The organism is Bradyrhizobium sp. PUT101, assembly GCF_052043945.1.
Taxonomy (GTDB): Bacteria; Pseudomonadota; Alphaproteobacteria; order Rhizobiales; family Xanthobacteraceae; genus Bradyrhizobium.
The window spans coordinates 503,420-520,832 of the sequence record NZ_CP197207.1 but is presented as its reverse complement, the minus strand read 5'-3'; the positions used below and the strand labels follow the sequence as shown (position 1 = coordinate 520,832).

General features: G+C 63.8%; 26 protein-coding genes and 1 pseudogene. 20 read left to right on the top strand and 7 right to left on the bottom strand.

Annotation, left to right across the window (positions count from 1 at the left end; all coding sequences use genetic code 11):
• Window positions 1-23: 23 nt before the first annotated feature.
• From ACSHT2_RS02625 to ACSHT2_RS02595, 7 genes are all read right to left on the bottom strand, one after another.
• Entirely contained in the window at window positions 24-443 is a 420-nt protein-coding gene (locus ACSHT2_RS02625; RefSeq protein ID WP_440640257.1) for a MazG-like family protein, read from the bottom strand.
• A gap of 2 nt (window positions 444-445) precedes the next feature.
• The gene (locus ACSHT2_RS02620; protein WP_440640256.1) at window positions 446-2,638 is read right to left on the bottom strand and encodes an MT-A70 family methyltransferase; all 2,193 of its coding nucleotides are present in this window, start codon (window positions 2,636-2,638) and stop codon (window positions 446-448) included.
• A 107-nt stretch (window positions 2,639-2,745) separates the two neighbouring features.
• A complete protein-coding gene (locus tag ACSHT2_RS02615; RefSeq protein ID WP_440640255.1) occupies window positions 2,746-3,252 on the bottom strand; it encodes an HNH endonuclease in 507 nt (168 codons plus the stop codon).
• Window positions 3,249-3,728: a DUF2312 domain-containing protein gene (locus ACSHT2_RS02610; protein WP_440640254.1), complete on the bottom strand. Its 480-nt coding sequence runs from the start codon at window positions 3,726-3,728 to the stop codon at window positions 3,249-3,251. The genes ACSHT2_RS02615 and ACSHT2_RS02610 overlap by 4 nt, the downstream gene beginning before the upstream one ends.
• A complete protein-coding gene (locus ACSHT2_RS02605) occupies window positions 3,725-3,925 on the bottom strand; it encodes a hypothetical protein (protein ID WP_440640253.1) in 201 nt (66 codons plus the stop codon). Before ACSHT2_RS02605 ends, ACSHT2_RS02610 begins: the two co-directional genes overlap by 4 nt.
• Window positions 3,922-4,170, bottom strand: a complete 249-nt coding sequence (locus ACSHT2_RS02600; protein ID WP_440640252.1) for a hypothetical protein — start codon at window positions 4,168-4,170, stop codon at window positions 3,922-3,924. The genes ACSHT2_RS02605 and ACSHT2_RS02600 overlap by 4 nt, the downstream gene beginning before the upstream one ends.
• Complete coding sequence (locus ACSHT2_RS02595) at window positions 4,167-4,349, bottom strand: hypothetical protein (protein ID WP_440640251.1); 183 nt, start codon at window positions 4,347-4,349, stop codon at window positions 4,167-4,169. The genes ACSHT2_RS02600 and ACSHT2_RS02595 overlap by 4 nt, the downstream gene beginning before the upstream one ends.
• Window positions 4,350-4,682: 333 nt before the next feature.
• On the opposite strand from ACSHT2_RS02595, the gene ACSHT2_RS02590 reads away from it, so the two are divergent.
• The 20 genes and pseudogenes from ACSHT2_RS02590 to ACSHT2_RS02495 all read left to right on the top strand — a co-directional run bounded on the left by ACSHT2_RS02590 (window position 4,683) and on the right by ACSHT2_RS02495 (window position 17,398).
• Window positions 4,683-5,222 (top strand): helix-turn-helix domain-containing protein, encoded by a 540-nt coding sequence (locus ACSHT2_RS02590; protein WP_440640250.1) that lies wholly within the window; start codon window positions 4,683-4,685, stop codon window positions 5,220-5,222.
• A gap of 360 nt (window positions 5,223-5,582) precedes the next feature.
• Window positions 5,583-5,765, top strand: a complete 183-nt coding sequence (locus tag ACSHT2_RS02585) for a hypothetical protein (RefSeq protein ID WP_440640249.1) — start codon at window positions 5,583-5,585, stop codon at window positions 5,763-5,765.
• Window positions 5,762-6,088, top strand: a complete 327-nt coding sequence (locus ACSHT2_RS02580) for a hypothetical protein (RefSeq protein ID WP_440640248.1) — start codon at window positions 5,762-5,764, stop codon at window positions 6,086-6,088. Before ACSHT2_RS02585 ends, ACSHT2_RS02580 begins: the two co-directional genes overlap by 4 nt.
• Window positions 6,085-6,291, top strand: coding sequence for a hypothetical protein (locus ACSHT2_RS02575; RefSeq protein ID WP_440640247.1), 207 nt, complete (start codon window positions 6,085-6,087; stop codon window positions 6,289-6,291). Before ACSHT2_RS02580 ends, ACSHT2_RS02575 begins: the two co-directional genes overlap by 4 nt.
• Entirely contained in the window at window positions 6,288-6,614 is a 327-nt protein-coding gene (locus ACSHT2_RS02570) for a hypothetical protein (protein ID WP_440640246.1), read from the top strand. The genes ACSHT2_RS02575 and ACSHT2_RS02570 overlap by 4 nt, the downstream gene beginning before the upstream one ends.
• A 14-nt stretch (window positions 6,615-6,628) precedes the next feature.
• Window positions 6,629-7,123: a hypothetical protein gene (locus ACSHT2_RS02565; protein WP_440640245.1), complete on the top strand. Its 495-nt coding sequence runs from the start codon at window positions 6,629-6,631 to the stop codon at window positions 7,121-7,123.
• Entirely contained in the window at window positions 7,120-7,437 is a 318-nt protein-coding gene (locus ACSHT2_RS02560; protein ID WP_440640244.1) for a DUF4326 domain-containing protein, read from the top strand. The genes ACSHT2_RS02565 and ACSHT2_RS02560 overlap by 4 nt, the downstream gene beginning before the upstream one ends.
• Window positions 7,434-7,625: pseudogene (locus ACSHT2_RS02555) on the top strand (helix-turn-helix domain-containing protein); the annotation flags it as partial. The gene ACSHT2_RS02560 and the pseudogene ACSHT2_RS02555, both read left to right, overlap by 4 nt.
• 32 nt (window positions 7,626-7,657) lie before the next feature.
• Entirely contained in the window at window positions 7,658-8,821 is a 1,164-nt protein-coding gene (locus ACSHT2_RS02550) for a tyrosine-type recombinase/integrase (protein WP_440640243.1), read from the top strand.
• Complete coding sequence (locus ACSHT2_RS02545; RefSeq protein ID WP_440640242.1) at window positions 8,818-9,087, top strand: hypothetical protein; 270 nt, start codon at window positions 8,818-8,820, stop codon at window positions 9,085-9,087. Before ACSHT2_RS02550 ends, ACSHT2_RS02545 begins: the two co-directional genes overlap by 4 nt.
• A 4-nt stretch (window positions 9,088-9,091) precedes the next feature.
• Window positions 9,092-9,337: a hypothetical protein gene (locus tag ACSHT2_RS02540; protein ID WP_440640241.1), complete on the top strand. Its 246-nt coding sequence runs from the start codon at window positions 9,092-9,094 to the stop codon at window positions 9,335-9,337.
• A 22-nt stretch (window positions 9,338-9,359) separates the two neighbouring features.
• Window positions 9,360-9,605, top strand: a complete 246-nt coding sequence (locus tag ACSHT2_RS02535) for a hypothetical protein (RefSeq protein ID WP_440640240.1) — start codon at window positions 9,360-9,362, stop codon at window positions 9,603-9,605.
• A gap of 22 nt (window positions 9,606-9,627) precedes the next feature.
• Window positions 9,628-9,885, top strand: coding sequence for a hypothetical protein (locus tag ACSHT2_RS02530; RefSeq protein WP_440640239.1), 258 nt, complete (start codon window positions 9,628-9,630; stop codon window positions 9,883-9,885).
• A 245-nt stretch (window positions 9,886-10,130) separates the two neighbouring features.
• Window positions 10,131-10,463 carry a hypothetical protein gene (locus ACSHT2_RS02525; protein ID WP_440640238.1) on the top strand — a complete coding sequence of 111 codons (333 nt, stop codon included), beginning with the start codon at window positions 10,131-10,133 and terminating at the stop codon, window positions 10,461-10,463.
• A gap of 354 nt (window positions 10,464-10,817) precedes the next feature.
• Entirely contained in the window at window positions 10,818-11,489 is a 672-nt protein-coding gene (locus tag ACSHT2_RS02520; protein WP_440640237.1) for a class I SAM-dependent methyltransferase, read from the top strand.
• Complete coding sequence (locus tag ACSHT2_RS02515; protein ID WP_440640236.1) at window positions 11,486-12,430, top strand: glycosyltransferase family 2 protein; 945 nt, start codon at window positions 11,486-11,488, stop codon at window positions 12,428-12,430. The genes ACSHT2_RS02520 and ACSHT2_RS02515 overlap by 4 nt, the downstream gene beginning before the upstream one ends.
• Before the next feature lie 7 nt (window positions 12,431-12,437).
• Entirely contained in the window at window positions 12,438-14,381 is a 1,944-nt protein-coding gene (gene asnB, locus ACSHT2_RS02510; RefSeq protein ID WP_440640235.1) for an asparagine synthase (glutamine-hydrolyzing), read from the top strand.
• A 25-nt stretch (window positions 14,382-14,406) separates the two neighbouring features.
• Window positions 14,407-15,225, top strand: a complete 819-nt coding sequence (locus tag ACSHT2_RS02505) for a class I SAM-dependent methyltransferase (protein ID WP_440640234.1) — start codon at window positions 14,407-14,409, stop codon at window positions 15,223-15,225.
• A complete protein-coding gene (locus ACSHT2_RS02500; protein WP_440640233.1) occupies window positions 15,201-16,745 on the top strand; it encodes a hypothetical protein in 1,545 nt (514 codons plus the stop codon). The genes ACSHT2_RS02505 and ACSHT2_RS02500 overlap by 25 nt, the downstream gene beginning before the upstream one ends.
• 434 nt (window positions 16,746-17,179) lie before the next feature.
• A complete protein-coding gene (locus ACSHT2_RS02495) occupies window positions 17,180-17,398 on the top strand; it encodes a hypothetical protein (RefSeq protein WP_440640232.1) in 219 nt (72 codons plus the stop codon).
• Window positions 17,399-17,413: the final 15 nt, after the last annotated feature.

Sequence of the window (17,413 nt, the reverse complement as noted above, 5' to 3'; positions counted from 1 at the left end):
GAGCTTTGACTGCTTCACGGGCACTACTCCGACCGCAGTTTCGAAGGACGCAGGCCCGGCGGACGTGCCAGCCTCGAAAACACGTCCCAGCGATCCGGATACAGCCGCACGGTGCTGCCGACGCGCTCCGATACCTCGTTCCACTTCTGCAGCGTCGCCTCGCCGAGATCGACGCCGGCGCGATAGGCGAGAATGTCCAAGTAGGTCTGCACGTCCGCGAATTCTTTCGCGAGTGACGGCCGCGCCTCATCGAGGGTCATGTCGCCCCTCTCGATCTTCTTGATGATGTTGGCCGCCTCGCCCAGCTCGCCAAGAACAGCGTTACTCCACTGCGCGAGCGTCCAGTCCGAGCCGTCGGCTTTGGAATGCGCCGGCTCACCGCGTCCGTTTTTGAATTGCGGTAGTCGCGCTAGATTTGCGCCGCGCAGCGCATCGAACGTCAAGCTCATTGCCTTGCCTCAGGTTGTGAAGGTGATACCGGCGCAACCAGCTGCGCCAGGAATGCCCTGCCCTCGTCGGTGACGAGGACGCTGGTCGTCGTGCAGTGCGCGAAGCCGCGGCCGCCGACGAGATGACGGATCATGTCGCTGTCGACCGCGTCCCAGCGGCCGGCGGCAATGTCGAGCAGCGCGAGCTGCTCGGCCAGCTCGTCGGCATCGACCGGCAGGCGCGTCTGCAACGCGCCATCGACGACCTCGGCCGGCGGCGCATCGTCGATCTGGCGCGCGACGTCGAAAAACGACATTTGCGGCGCGCAGTAAGGCTCGGTCAGAACCGCATCGGGCAATGGAGGCGCGGCTTCGGCCGCTTCCAGCTCGCGCAAGCGGTCCCAGCCCGCGCCGCGCAACGCCCATTGCCCGGACGCCAAATAGGCCATCTCGCGGGCCTGCCAGTGCGGGCCGAGCACGGCGCACAGCGCGCGCCTGGGATGGCAGAAGTCGGACAGGATCTTGAGCTGCTCGTGCTCCGGCAATTCGAGCGCGTCCAGGTCGGACGGCGCGAGCCACTCCGAGCCGGCGAGCTGGTCGATGGTGACGACGTCGGCGGCATCGTATGGAGCGCCCTCGACGTCCGCGACGGCCGCAGCGGCGCTGGCCCCGTCAGTTGCTTCCGCTGCGGCCGCCTCGGCCTCACCGGAGGGCTCCGGGAGAGCGTCGTCGACAGAGATCTCTGCGCGCGCGATCACCTCGCGCCAATGCGCGTCGACCGCGGCTTCGCGATCGAGGTCGAAAGGCTTTCCCACGCAGCGGAACGACCAGCCGCACCGGCAGGTAGCGACGACGAACGAGGCGTCGGCGGTGTAGTCGCGCGTCATGCTGACGACGTGGCTGCCATCGACCGCGGGATGTTCCCACAGCCGCTCGGCCGCACGAGCTGCCCGCGCGGCGTTGAAGGCTTCGCGGAGGGCCTCGACGTCGGCTGTCGGCTCGGCGTCGGGCGCATCGAATCCCCACGCAGCCCAGCCATCCCGGCGGCGACGCGCGTTGAATTCCACCTTTGGTACGTTCGGCCAGTGAAACTCGACCAGCTCGTGCAGGTTGTCGGGTTTTTCAGAATGCGCACCGACCGGCGCCGAGAAGTTGCTGCGGAAATGCGCGGTCGCCGGCGGCACCACGTTGCCGCGCTTGCCGACCAGGACGATCTCGTGCTCGCCGGTCACCCAATAGCCGGGACCGCGAGCGGCCCCCGCCCGCTCCTTGTTCCAGACCAGGCTGGTGACGTACTCGAAGCCCTGCAGCTCGAGCACCTTGATGCCGATCGCCAGGTGCGGGATCGTTACCCACTTGAACAACACGCAATCCGGCGCGAGGCATGCAAAGCGCTCGGCGCAACGGGCGACAATCGCCTCCGGCGTCTGCGCATCCTCGGCGGTCTCGTAATGCATCGACGGGCTTTTTTCGCTGCCAGATGCCTCCGACCAAGCCGCGTGATGCCACTCGAAATCTTCGATCGCGACGCCGTAGAAGCTGCCCGGCAGCGCCTGCACCTTGCGTCCGAACTCCTGTTCGCGCTCGGCGCGGCGCTCTTTCTTGGCGGCGATCTTCTCGACCCGGATCTCGCGGATCAGCGGCGCCAACGCCCTCTTGGCCTCGTCGGTCAGCTTGCCGGACGCGTCCCGAGTCAGCGCCTTGGCGATCTCTGCCTGGCGCTCGACAGGCTGCTTGGCGATCTCGGCGCCGGCAGCAACCGATAACGCGCCATCATCAACCGCAGCCACAACCTCAGGGACGGCCCGCGCCACGACGGCCCTGGCCCGATCGATGCCAGCGACATCCGCCGTCACCAGCTCCGCGGCCTGCTCGCGGCTAATGTTCGCAGATTGCGAAGTTTGGGCCTGCCGGCCGGGGCGCATGTTGACCAGCCGGGCGCCGAGCATGCGGCGCTGGTCGTCGGTCAGGTGGCGCCGGTTGAGGTTTTTCGACAGGACGAAGGTGAGCGCCTCTGCGTCGTTTTCGACCGGCGCATCGCAGTACAGGCCGAAGTCATCGAGATTAGATAGGCGATCGACCGTGAGCGGCTCACCGGACCACTTACCCCACGCGTCGCCGAGCACCTCGCCGGTCGAAACTAGCCAGCATAGGGCGCGGTAGCGGTTCCGGCCGTCAAGGATCTGCTCGCCGCCCTCGGCCGGGATCAACCCGATGCGGTCGAGCAGGCCGTTGGTCCGAATGTCCTCGGCGAGGTCATAGAACTCCTGTCCCTCGATCAGTGGAAACAGGTTGGCGTAAGGGTGGAACGAGAGCGTCAAAACGGCATCTCCTCCAATTGCGCCGCGGCCGCGAGCGCGTCGGCGATGACTCGCTGCACGATCGACTCGAGCGTCGGCGCCGTGCCGCGCGTGCGGCGGCTGATGGCGTTGTCGCGCTTGGTGGCCCAGCGCAGATTGCAGCGCCGATTGTCGAGGGTCTGGCCGTTGATGTGGTCGACGACGTGTGCGGAGAGGAACGCATCGTCCCTACCTGGATCTGCCGCGATCATGATCTCGCGATGCGCGCGGACGGTCGAACGGCCCGGCCCGACATTACGCTTTGCGTAGAGCATCCACCTGTCGCCGCGCCCGTTACCGGCGTGCCAGACGTTCCACATGCTTTCCGCCAGCCAGGCATAGTCGACGGCGTCGACCAGCATGAAGATCGGCTCGCGATGCGACAGCCAGATACGGCGACACGGCGTGAACGACAGGTCCGGCAGCGCCGACATGTCGAAAGCGACCGCGCGCGCATCCGAAACGTTGACGGGCGCCTGCATCATTTCTCGGCCTTCCGCTTCGCCATGAAGCTATCGAACAGCGGCGGCACGTATTCCTCAGCACAGGCCTTGCCGTCCTCGGTGCGCCACAGCCGCATCGGCGTGCCGCCGACGCTGGCGATGATCTCGCCGTTGCGCGGGATCAGCAGCTGGAACGCCTCGATCACCTCATCGCGGGACATGCCGTCGCGCACCAGGCGCGCGACCTGCACGTGCAGCGGGCTTTCGGCCTGCATGCCGAGCGCGTGCATATAGGTCCCGTCGATCGACTCGGCCTCGGCGATCTCGTTCGGGTCCTTCTGCCGGCGCTTGATGATGCGCCGCATCGCCTTGGTGTCGTAGCCCTTGGCTTTCGCCTCGGCGAACAGCACTCGCTGGTCGTCCTTGAGCGCAACGATTTCCTCGACGAGACGCTCAATGCGCTCGATGTAGGATTTCAGCTCCTCGCGAGCATCGGTGCGGTTGAGCTGCTCGGTCACGACGTAAACCCCTTGAGCCAGCGCCGCGCCGCTGAGACGGCGCCGGTGTAGTCAAGGCCGCGGCACTCGGCATCACAGACGACCATGTGCTGCGCGATGTAGTGCGACGTGCAGAGCCGCAGATCCTTGCCTTGAGCCAAAGCGCGCCGCGCCGCGGCCTCGACCATATCGACGGTGATGACGGGACGGACGGTCATGACGCCGCCTCGCCGCCCCGCAAAGCCCCGGCCACCTCGAGCAGGCCCTCGTCGGCGCGGTAGGGACGCGCCTGGCCGTAGGCGAGCACGTCCTTTGCCGACCAGCCGGGCGGCACCGGCATCGGGAGGAACGGATCGCCGTCGTACATGATGACCGGCGGCACCTCGTCGGCGATGACGACGCGAACGGCGCCGACGATCATGCGCCGATCGAGCCCGAACAGGATGGCGCGGGCAGACCTCATTGCCGCCTCGCCCAGCGAAAGCCGAAGCCGCCATCCTCGCGGCGCATGAAGGGCTGCGCGGCGGCGGCAACCGTCGCAAGAGCGCTGGCGACCAACACCGCACCGAGCATGACGAGAAAGCGCAGGTCGTCGGGATCGACGATCCGCGCAGCAAAATCCGCAACGGCAGGATCGATCATGGCCACCCCCTCCAAAAACCCCGTGAAATGCAGGGCCGGCGCGCGTTATCCACAGCGGCCCACAGGCCTGCGCGGTGCGATCGAAACGCGAACACACAGGCCAAAATTTCGGACAAACCGGATATCCACAGGCCGCAAATTCGCGGGATTTCTGCGCCCGGTGCGGCTCGACGGACGGAACCGCGTCCCGCTAGCGTGTTCCCCATGTTGGAACCGCCCCTAGCCCCGCCGCCTCAGCGGCTTGATGCCCCACAGCCGTGGGTCGGCACTGGTACTCTTGACGCCCCAAAGCTCGGGCCGCGCGCGAAAGCCGCGGACTCGCAACTCGTCGGTATGAAGGAGGAAGGTTGCCGCCGGCAGGCGCTGGCGGGCGAGACCGTTCGAGATCTGCTGCGGCGTGCAGCGCCCGATGCGGGCGGCCGCACTGCCGCCGCCGAGCGCCTCGATGACGGCAGTGACACTAGTCAGGAGCTTGAGCCGCGAATCAATCATGCGGCGAATTTATTACACACAGCGTGTAAGTTGCAAACCGACCCACGCGTTGATAGCCAAAACGGCACGTTTAACCGCATCCTGCCGGGCAGGATGGCAGACCAAATTCATGAGATCGGCGAGAGGCTTCGCAGAATTCGCGATGCCAAGAAGATGAACCAGGCGACGTTCTGTCGCCTGGTCAAGATCGAGCAGCAGGCTTGGAACAATTACGAGCGCGGTGCGCGCCGAATCTCGCTCGACCAAGCCCTGAAGGTCTGCCAATTCACGGGCGCGACCTTAGATTACATCTATCGAGGCATTGAGGCGTCATTGCCTTATGAGCTTGCCGTTGCGCTTCAGTCGGTCGAGCAGGCCCCTGCACAACGCAAGACTCGCTGACGGCGACCGCGACAACGGCCGGACGGGCGATCAGAAAGCCCTCCAGCACCGCCTCCACCTGCGCAAGCACCGCCCGCGCCTCGGCGACGTCCTCCGGCAGTTGAACCGCGAGCTGCAGCGCCGCCCGACGCGTCGCGTCGGTGGTTCCGCGCATGAAATTCGTCAACATCCCAGCACTCCCTATTCAAATCGACTTACACACGGCGTTGTTTTTTCTGGACAGAATTAAACACACCGTGTAACCAATGCGCCCCGGCGTGGCATAGTTCCGCGTCCCGCGCCGGTTGCACTTCCAGAGAATACGGCCGCAGTGCGAGCCGACCGAATTACATTTGGTCGGGTCTGTTACGGGGGAGGAATATGGGGACCATTGCACCCACCCACATCGACAGCGGACGGGAGAACGTGGCAGCCACAACCGGCGCGAGCGCGCAGGCGCCGGACCGCCGGCGCAAGCCGCATCCCCGCAGCTTCGGACACATCATCGCCGTCGGCCTCGAGGCGCCGCTGCTCGCCGACCCCGAGATCGCGAGCGCAGCATGACGCGGCCCCTGCCCACTTGCGGCTGCGGCGCCGCCTTCCTGCCCAGCCGATCGCGGCAGCAATTCTGCTCACGGCGCTGCGCGGCCCGCGCGCGGCCACCGCGCCCGGCACAAGCGCCCCGGCAGCGCCGGCAGGCGAACGATGCCGGCAACAGACTGATCTTGCGCCTGCTTGAAATCCAGCCCCTCGAGCGGCGCGCGCGCGGCGGCTGGCGGTTCGGCACCAAGGCGATCGGTGAAAGCCGGGTTGCCAGCCTGATCGCCAGCGGCCGCGCGGAGATCCGGGGCGACCGGCTGCACCCCAAACGGACGGAGGCACCATGACGAGCGCCGCACATTGGATCGTCTCACCCCAAGACCTGGCCGAGGCCAGGACGCGCGTGGCGGGAGCAGAAAGAGATCTCGGCCGGACACTCGACGCAGGGCAGCGCCGCGACCTGATCGCGGACAATTTCTGCCTGTGGTCGCTCGACTACGTCCGGCTGGTCGTCGACGCCATCGCACGCGCATCGGAGGGAGCCCCATGAGCTACCTGCTGCTGGCGACCGCGCTCGCCGAGGATCTGCGCGCCCGTGGGCTCGGCAGGGTCGAGCTGGTCGACGCCGAGGCGATGGTCGCCCGCATGTTCGATCGCGCCGGCGAAATCGCCCGCCGCGTAACGAGCGAGGCGGACGCATTCGACGCCACGATCGAGCGGACCCGCGAGGCCATGTGCGAGCGCAAGCTGCCGGTGGCGCCAGGCCCGGCCCGGCGCTGCGAGACCGAGCTCGTCGCCCACGACGGCAGCTGCGAGGCCTGCAACGCGATCCAGGGCGAGACCTGCCAGAAGCCGCGAAGGGGCGAGCCGTGACGCCAGCGAAATGGATGCAGCCGGTCGAGGACCGGGCGAAGCCGGCGGAGGTCAAGGACTTGTTCGGACACCCTGAAATTCCGAAGCAACCGGCTTTCACCGAGGCCGATTTCAACAGCTGGCGACTCAACCGCAACGCCATGCATTTCAACGGCGGCAGCGCGTTCTTTGGCTACGGCCATCGTTGCATCGACCAGCCGCGCCTACTGGTGATCGACAAGTTTTTCAAGCGAACGCGCTCGACGCAGCGGAGCTACATGGTCGACGGCACCACGCCATGTGCCACCCTGGCCGAAGCCCTTGCCGCGCTCTCGGTCCCGCCGCGCCCGAACGAGGAACAGCGCGACCTGCTGCGCACTCTCTCGACCGCATGGAGCTGCCCGGACCGCCGCGGCCCGTTGCTGCCGCTGGCCGACATGGGCCTGATCGAGTGGGGCCGCGACATTGACAACAAGGTCACCTGCCGGCTCACGGCCGCCGGTCGCGCCTGCCTGGGAGCCGCCCTATGATTCCGCAGCGCATCCAGCGCCAGCGCACCAAGGGCTCGCGCATGCCGCCGAACACGGTCAGCGTCACGCGGCCGGGCAAGTGGGGCAATCCGTTTGTCTGCGGTCCGGCCTTCGAAAGCGAGATGGTCAAGATCCCGGAAGTGACGCCGGCCGACGCCGTCGCGCTGTATCGCACCTATCTCGAGCGCTCGCTCGCAGATCACGCATCGACCCGCGCGGCGCTGGCCGAACTGCGCGGCAAGAACCTCGCCTGCTGGTGCAAGCCAGGCGCGCCCTGCCACGCCGACGTGCTGCTGGAGCTAGCCAACCGATGACGCTCGCCCCCGCCCTCGAGTCGCATTTCGCGACCTTTGCCACCATCAGCGTTCCACAGCTGGCGCGGCTGTTCCCGATGGACCGGGAAACCATCAAGCGCCATATTGACGCCGGTCGGCTGCCCAACCGGATCAAGGGCACCGGCCGCAAGAAACCGCGCCGCGTGTTCTCGCGGGCGGACATCGAGGCCTTTTTGGCGGGCACAGGGGACACCGAGGCATGCCCATCTACCGCGACAAGCGCTCGCAATTCTATCAGTACGATTTCCAAATCCAACGTCGTCGCTTTTACGGCTCCACGCAACGGGACAATGAACTCGAGGCCCGCCAGATCGAGGCCGAGAAAAGGCGCGAAGCCGCCGAGCAGCTCGAGCGCGAGCGAGCCGAGCAGCGCGCCCCGCTGACTTTAGGCCGCGCCTGCGATCGCTGGTGGACCGAGCACGGCCAGCACCTCGCCGACCGCAAGATCAAGAGCGCGCTCGACCGCATCGTCGAGATCCTCAGCCCCAAGACCCAGCTCCACGACATCATCGACGATACGGTCTCGCGCCTGGTCGCCGAGCGCCGCAAGGATACGCGGCGAGACTCGACCGTCGTCGACGCGCGCGGCCGCGAGAAAATCATCCGCCGGCCGATCACGGCGACGACCGTCAACCGCACCATCGACCTGCTGCGCCGCGTGCTGCGCCGCGCCAAGGAAAATTGGAACGCCTATCTGCCGAACGAGCCGACTTGGAAAAAACACCGGCTGAAAGAGACCAGGCGCCCGGTGCGCGAGATCTCGGCGGCAGAGGAACAGGCGCTCGATGCAGCGGAGGATTTCGACTACGCCGAGCTGCGCCGCTTCGCCATCATCACCGGCCTGCGCCGGCGCGAGCTGCTGATCACCTGGCCGCAAGTCGACTTTGAGAACGCGACCATCCAGGTCCAGGTCAAGGGCGGCGGCTGGCGCACCATTCCGCTGACGCGCGAAGTCTACGCGATGCTCTGGCGACGGCGCGGCCACCATGCCGAATTCGTCTTCACGACGAAGGCGCAGCGCAACTGGAAGAACTGGCGCGACCCCGACGATCGCCGGATGAAGGGCGAGCGCCATCCCATCACCTATGAGGGCCTCGGCTCGCACAAGGATCGCGCGTGGGCGAAGGCCGGCGTCAAGGCGCGCATCCACGACCTGCGCCACACCACCGGCATGCGGACGCTGCGCAAGACCCGCAACCTGCGCGTGGTGCAGGAGCTGCTCGGCCACACCGACATCAAAACGACGGCGAGCTTCTACACGGCAGCGACGGTCGACGACGTCCGCCAGGCGATGGAGGAAACGCACGGCGCGCGCGAGATCGCGCCGGCGCCGGCGAAGCTGGTCGACAAGGGCGGCGAATGACGGACCGCGAGCAGAAGATCACGCTCGGCGAGATGCGCAAGCCGGAGGACGGCCGCGGCGGCACGCGCGGCCTGCTGGTGTTTTGCGCCGACCACAAATGCGGCCACATGATCCGCATGGCGCCGGCCGAGGTCGACCGCTGGCCGGATGAGGTTCGGCTGTCGGACCTCGAGGCGCAATTTGTCTGCAGCAAATGCGGCGAGCGCGCCGACGTGCGGCCGGACTTTGCGCGGCCAACGATGGGCACGGGCGGCGAGGAGGACTAGCGAAATGCAGCTGAAGCCCGAGACCACCGGCTTTGTCCGCGGCGGCATGCTGTTCCTCGAGCCGCCAGCGAGATGGCGCGCCTGGCAGCGCGACATCTGGAGCTGCTGCTGCCGATCGCCGATGACGCTGATACAGGATCGGCTCACGCCGGTCGACGCGCCGCCGCGGATTGTCCACATTGCGACACCGGGCGCGGCGGCCAGTCCCCGATGGTTGCAGTGCCATTCGCTTGACGAGCTAGACGACTGAAACCCCCACGGAGAGCTAGCCCATGACCAGCGAAGAAGCCGCAGCCCAATATGAGCAATGGCTGGCCGAGCAGATCGGCTCGCACCTCCTCGAGCAGGCGAAGCGGGAGATGGCGTACTCGACCACGCCGGCACCAACGGCCGGCACCGAGACGGAGAACTTCGGCGTCGACATCCCTGGAACGCTGCAGATGAATTACGACGGCGCGATCGACCTGGTCGCCCTCGCCCGCTTCGTCCGAGAGACCGTGAAAATCATCACCGACTGAAACCCCCACGGAGCGCTAGCCCATGACGATTCAATCGATCGCCGACGCCGTGATGACCCTGACATGGTCACCAGGCGAAGGACCCGATGCACCCAAGCCAGTTGCCGGCGGCGAGATGGTAACCATCGAAATTTGCGGCCCGGTCGTTCGCATGGTCTTCGAAGCCATGGACAACGGGCAAGACGTCGAGATCGATGGCAAGCCCTACCGGCCGCACCATGCGGCGATGGCTATGGGCGGCGCGGCCACGTTTTGGCTCGAGCCCCGCGAAACCCGCTAGGAGCCCCGCCCATGCGCCCAACCGACCCCGCCCCGCACTCCGGCAGCCCCGAGGCCGAAATAACGCACCACGGAGGCGCTGTGCGGCTCCAGGCGCGGACCTGCCTTTACTGCGAGAGCGCCCTCACGGCCGTGCTAGCGGTTGGCGACGGCACCCGGCTTCAGGTGACATGCATGAGCTGCGATGGGCGCGGACCGGCGACGGGCGCCCCCATCGAGGCAATCCTTGCCTGGAATTACGCATGCGTGGCGACCGCCGAGTTTCACCGAACACCGGAGGAATCACCGGAGCGCGGTGGCGGCAGCGCCAGCCCCGAGGCCGAAATAACGCACCACGGAGCCGCGCTGGCGATCCGTCGCAGCCAGAGCGAAGCAATCGAGCTGGCTTATGGCCTGCTCTGGCACGTTTCGGTCGACAATGGCACCGAGCGCGGCCGCTGCATCACGATGGCGCGGCTAGCGATGCTTGAGCAGATCGACAAGCCCGGCCAGGCGCGCGGCATCACGGCGGCGCGCGAGAAGATCCTGCGCATGCGATCCCCGGAGAAAACCCCGGAGGGCGGCGGCGATGCGGTCTAAGGCTTTGCGGGATTGCGCAAAATCGCAAGGCGCCCGGAATGTTTCTACTCCGCGGGTTGCAGGTTCGAGTCCTGCCGGGATCGCCAGCCACGTTTTTGATTAACTCGTGCAGGAAGCAGTCGAAGCGATCCTGCTGCTGCAGGCAGTTGAACCCGGGCGACCGGGTTGCCTCCTTGTTGAGAGTGAAGTGAGGCTCATGCGTTTGACCTAAGGTCAGCGGCTAGGCTCGACGGACCTGGCCCCATGTAGTATAGGTTGAGGGAGCGCCACAATAACGTTCAGGACGCGAGGATGGATGAGGCCCGGCTAGCGTCCGTGCCCGCTCCTAAGGGTGCGGAGACATATTCGTCCGCGATGGCTGACGCGAAGAACTATATCTCGTGGATCCTGGCCTCGTTCTCGGATTACCTTGCCGCGCCGGTGCTCGAAATCGGTGTTGGACACGGTAGCTATGCCAGTGTGCTGCGCGGCTACGGCGACTATATCGGTATCGATATCGACCCTGTTTCGGTGGAGGAAGGACGCCAGCAGTTTCCCGGGCTCGATCTGCGCGTTTCAGACATCACACGTCCGGAATTTGTGGCGCTTGCCGATGAACGCAAGGTGAGAACGATTGTGTGCCTGAACGTGATCGAGCACATCGAGGATGATGGCACGGCGGTCACGAATCTTGCCCGGGCGCTTCAACCTGGCGGCCATCTCCTCGTGATCGTTCCGGCTCTGGAACTTCTTTTCAACGATCTCGACCGCATGGCGGGCCATCACCGCCGCTATACCCGGGCCCAAATGCGATCGCGGCTTGCCGATGCCGGGCTCGAGGTCGTTCGCTGCGACTACTTCAATTCGATAGGCGGACTTGGCTGGCTCGCCAATCGCGCGCTTCGCCATGGCTCGCTCAACGACAAGGCAGTCAATTCGCAGATACTCCTCTTCGACAAATGGCTGGTTCCGCTCTCACGCCTCGCCGACCCCGCAACGAGGAAGGTCTTTGGCCAGTCGGTCATTGCGGTAGGCCGCAAGCGATGATCTCGATCGTCATACCTGCCCTCAACGAGCAGGATGAGATCGGCAGGACCATCGCCCGCCTGCGACAGGTACTGTCCAATGGTGTAGTCGGCGCTTACGAAATCGTGGTGGTCGATGACGGCTCTTGCGACGAGACGGCGGCTCGGGCCGAGGCTGCCGGAGCGCGGGTGCTGCGTCATCCGCACAACGTCGGCTATGGCCGATCGCTGAAGGACGGAATTCGGGCCGCCCGCTACGACACGATCATTATCAACGATGCCGATGGAACCTACCCGATTGAAGCCATTCCGGATCTGCTTGCCCGGTACAACCAGGGCTACGACATGGTCGTGGGCGCGCGCTGCGGCAAGCACTACCGCGAATCGCTGATCAAAATGCCGTTGCGCCGGGTGCTACGCTTCCTCGTGGAGTTCACTGCCGGACGCTCCATCCCGGACATAAACTCTGGTCTTCGCGTGTTCCAGCGCTCGAGCGCGCTGGAGTACTTCGACCATCTCTGCGAGACCTTCAGCTTCACCACGTCGATGACGCTAGCGTACATGATGACCGGGAAGTTCGTAGCGTACATCCCGATCGAGTATCACAAGCGGGTGGGGAAATCTAAGGTCAGATTGTTACGCGACTCGATGAAGACACTTCAGTACATCGTAGAAGCCGCGATCTACTATAATCCGCTCAAAATGTTCGCCCTGATGGCGTGCATCGTGCTGGTATCCTCCTTTGTCAGCTTTGCTCTCGCGCTGATCGCGAAGCTCAACGTGTTCTTCTTTGTCGGCGTCGGCGGCATCATTTCGTCCGTCATCATCTTCTCGCTCGGATTGCTGGCGGTGTTGCTCCGCCAGATCATGGTCAAATCATCGCGAATCGAGCGGGAGAATTACGAGCCCGGCAGGCGCGACGAAGCGCCACCGCTTCGCGACAATCGCATGACGCGCGCCTGAGGCAATCATGTGCGGCATTGCGGGCATCTATTCTAGCGATCGCAGGCTCGCCTGCGAGAGATCAGTGCGCGCCATGGTCGCCGCTTTACACCATCGCGGCCCGGACGACAGCAGCGTCTTGATCGCTCCGGGAGTAGCACTCGGCCATGCGAGGCTGGCGATCCGCGATCTCAGCGTCGATGGCCGGCAGCCTTTCGCCGATCCCTCCGGTCGAGTGATCGTCAGCTACAATGGCGAGATTTACAACGACCGGGAGATCCGGACTGAACTGGCCCGCGATTTCGGATTCACGTTCCGAACCAGTTGCGACACCGAAATCATTCCGCTGGGCTATCTCGCATGGGGTGATCGGATATTCGATCGCTTGGAGGGCATGTTCGCCGTCGCACTCTGGGATCGGGATGAGCGCCGTCTGATCCTCGCCCGGGACGGCATCGGCATCAAGCCGCTCTATTACGCCGAAGACCGCGACGCCGTTCGCTTCGCGAGCGAAATAAAAGGCATTTTCGCCGATCCAGCTCAGCCCCGCCATGTCTCGGCGGCGGGACTTCATGCTTTCTTCGCGATGGGTTACGTCGGCACACGGGACACCACATTCGAGGGGGTGCACCAGATCGCGCCCGGGACCGTCGTCACCTACTGCGAGGGCAAGCGGACCGAACGGCAATTTTGGCGACCGACCAGAACTGCCGAAATCACCAGCATTGACGACGCGACAGTCGAGCTCGAACAGTTGTGGCGCAAAGTTGTTTCCGACCAGCTGGTGAGCGACGTCCCCGTCGGCGTGCTGCTCAGCGGCGGCATCGACAGTACGCTCGTTGCTTTGGGCGCCAACCGGCCCGATGGCAAGTTGCCGATGTTCACAGCGAGCTTCGCCAACCAGGAATTCGACGAGACGCCCCTCGCTCGAACGGTGGCCGATGCGATCGGCGCCAAGCTTCGCTCCGTCCAAATCGAGATGCGCACCGATCTCGGCGACCTGTTGGCCCAGGTTGTCCACCACTATGATGGTCAGTCCTGCGACGAGGCTTCGTTGGCACTGCTCCTGCTTTCGCAGGAAGTGAGAAAGAACGTGACGGTGGCGCTCACGGGTGACGGCGGCGATGAGTTTTTCGCCGGCTATCCAACATACGCCGCATCGAAATGGGCGGCCCGTCTCGGCCCGCTTCTGCCGTCAGGCGCCTGGAGCCAGGTCGGCCAGTTGTTCTATGCGTTCGGAGCGGCAGGACGAAAGCGGCTCCCGCTGTCTGCCATTGCATTCCGCTTTGCCTTCGGCATGGCCGCTGGTCCGAATGAGGCGCATGCCTGCTGGCGCCGCTACGTCCCGCAGTTCATGCTTTCCAAACTTTACGGCAGCGCGCTGCGCCCTCTCCTTGATGAGGACCCGTTCCGCGGCTACAAGGCCGAGATTGCAAACGCGGAAGGCGATCTCATCGATCGTTGTCTGGTTGCCGATCAGCGCTGGCACCTGCCGGCCGGACTTCTGCCGAAGTCTGACGCGATGAGCATGGCCCACTCACTCGAACTGAGAGTTCCGTTTCTCGACCGGCGGATCATGGACTTCGCGGGGCGCTGCCATGCCGATCTGCTGCTTTCACGGCAGGGCGAAAAGAAGGCCCTGTTGCGGCGACTCGCCCGCCGGCTGAAAGCTCCCAGCGCTGTCACCGAGGGAGCCAAGCGTGGCTTCAACGCACCGCTGGCCGGCCTACTGCGCCACGAGTTGCGGTCGACCGCCGAGCGAATTTTTGAACGCGAAGCCGACGCCCTCGCCCCCTTCATCATCGCGGACGAGGCGCGGCGACTTTGGCGGGAACACGCTGAGTATCGACGCGACCATTCCTATGCGATCTGGCCGATCCTGCATTTCGGGATCTCCAGAACGTTGTCGCGCAGTGCGGTGTCCGCTCCGGTCACCTCGGCTAATCTGAAGATGCTCGACGTCGGGACGTGAGGATAAGAAGGGACGTATCGGTAGAATGCAGCACAATCCGGCGGCAAGAAACAACGATCGCGATCAGACGATCCGCGACTTCGGAGAGCAGTGGACGCGCCATACGGACAACCCGGACTATTACGGCAGCGTTGAATTGTTAGCCGATATCATCGCGCCGTTTCTGACACTCGAAGATATCAAAGACCGCAAATGCGCCGACATTGGGTCGGGTACCGGGCGGATTGTCCTCATGCTGCTCGCGGCCGGCGCAGCGTCGGTGGCGGCCATCGAACCGAGCCGGGCTTACGACGTGCTGGTTCGCAACACCGCTCACGCTGGCGAGCGGGTACGCTGTCTCAATGTCACGGGCGAAGACATTCCAAGGGATGATTTCGATATGGTGCTGTCGATCGGCGTACTTCATCACATTCCGGAACCGGGGCCAGTCGTGCGGGCGGCCTATGAGGCACTACGGCCGGGCGGCCATGTGCTCATTTGGCTCTACGGTCGCGAAGGTAGCCGCGCCTACCAGAGCATCTTCGTCCCCGTGCGCCTGATCACGCGAAACTTGCCGGTGGTCGTGAACGAAGGTCTATCGTGGATGCTCTACCCGATGGTTCTGGTGTACGCGGCTCTTACTCGGCTCATCCCGGCACTTCCTCTATCGAACTATCTCTCGAATGTTTTTATGCGCTTTCCGCCCGCCGAGCGTCGCCTCGTTATTCTTGATCAGATCAACCCCCGATGGGCCAAATATTACTCGCGCGACCAGGCCCATGCCTTGCTTTCCGAAGCAGGTTTCAGCAATGTACGGTTGCACCATCGGCATGGATATTCGTGGACGGTCTGCGGATCGAAATAGACATCCATTCCGCGAATACCGAAGACCATCGCGAATTATCATCCTCGAAGCGGGTCAACGGAATGCAATTGGACGCAATCAGGGCCGCCCGTATTCTGTTTGCAGCGGCCCTTGTGTTGATCTCTCTATCGGTAGCCAACTATGTCGGTTGGCTACGCTTGAAGCCCGAGCTGACGGCAATCGGGTGGATCGCTGACAAGCCCGACTACGAAAGCCATGTCGTCAACATCCACCAGCGCGCCATGGCCAGAGTCCGCCCTGGCGCCATCGATGCATATCTGCCAATCTACGATGTTCGAAATCCCGGCCTCTTCTTGCTGGTTGCAGAATTGTTTGTGCGCGCCGGGGCAACGACCCCCCTTCCGCTGGAGATCCTCTCGATCGTTTTGTTCAATATCGGCGCGCTTTGCTTCTTCTTCTGGGTCTATCTTCTTTTCAGCGACCTGCTTGTCGCAGCATTTGCAACGTCATTTCTAGCATTATCCCAATTTTTTCTGTTCTTTCCCGGCGCCACGCATACGATGCCGTTTGAATTCGTCTCCTTCAACGCAACACTGCTGCTGTTCATCCTCTATCTAAAAAAGAACGCGCCTGCGTATCTCGTCTGCGCATTGATGGCGATGTTCCTCACATGCATGAACTACTGGTTCTACTACATGTCATCCTGGATCATTATGGTCGGGCTCTGGTGGCAGTACCGGGGTCGCCCCGGACTCCGCGACATCGCCATGATCTCTGCGCCTCCCCTGGCGGCGGCTTGCCTCACGATCATCATGGTGATGTCGCTTACGGGAGGGATGAGTAGCGGAGGGTTACGACTGCTTGAGATCTTTGCTGCCCGAACGGTCGATGCGCGTGTCCCTGGCGGCGCCTGGCTCCCCGACCAGAGATTCATGTTCGCCGCTGATTGGTCCAATTATCCGTCTCTGGTCAAATACCGCCTGGAGTGGACCTACAATTTCGATTTTCAGCTGTTTGCATTGGCCACGGTCTGCGTGCTCGTTGTGCTGTGGTTTCACAAGCGAAGCTCCGCCATCTCAGCGCTCATTTTGCTCGCTGGCGGATTTTCGTGGTACTACATCATGTTTCAGCACACCCATATCCACCATTTCACCGGCCAATACAGTTTCATGGCGATCTGTGCTATCGCTGGCTTGATTGCGGGAGAAACGATAAACGCCATTGGGAGAGCTTTGATTTTCGGGCACCACTGGACGCCAACGCGCGATCAGGACACCTATTCTCGGTTCGCCTTGAATGTTGCCCCTGCCATCTTGTTGGCTGTCGTTAGCTCGCTGGCGATCATTCCCTACCTGAGGAAGACCGGCTATTTGATCAGGGAAACCTTGGCGGTTACGAGCACTGTCGAGGCGAAGTACCGTGACGCGGTCAAGGATATCTGCAGACACCATCCTGAGGTCACACAGGCGGATTTGGAACGAGCGTCAAGCACCTGGGGCATTGAATGGCGACCCAAACAGCTGGCCGACACCAATCAACTGCCGAAATGTTCAACCTAGCCGCTAACGTGGCGAGCGGCTCAGAAGACGCAGCGAAGGCCTGCCACGATCAGGCCATCAATCGAACGTTCGCACGAAACGAAAGGCAGTCGCGGACCCGGGCAAGGCTGTAGATGTGCCGTCACTTCCATCTGTAGACTAGATTTCCATGTCTCGCCTCACGGCGCCTTTCGCCGGTTTTGCCAGAGCAAAACAAAAGCCTTCATGTTTCGATGGATGCCGTTGGCCGATCCGCCGGCCCAACCTATTGACGCTTGTCGAAATGGTGGTCCTGCCGGGATCGCCAGCGTTCTTTGCCAGTGCCGATCCATCGTCCTTCACGAATGCGTGGGTAACTCCGCTCCGGGCTTTCAACCGAGCACATCAGCCCTATCTATCGGCCGGGCGAACTGCACCCGAAAAGGATCCCGATGCGCCAATCGGAATGGACGAGAATGGCTATCGCATCTGCGGTGGCGATCGTCGCGATGTCGTACTTGGCAATCGACGCAGGGCTCGTGAATATCAACGTGGTCAAAAAGCCCATCGAGGTGGCGCAGGCATCGATCGTCGGCGCCGCGGTGGGGCAGCATCACCTGGCCTTCGCGGTTCAGGAGTGGGCGCGTCGCAGCCACGAGAAGCCGGCCTTGGAGCAGTGCCTGGCGATCGATTGATGCGAGGCGCGCCTA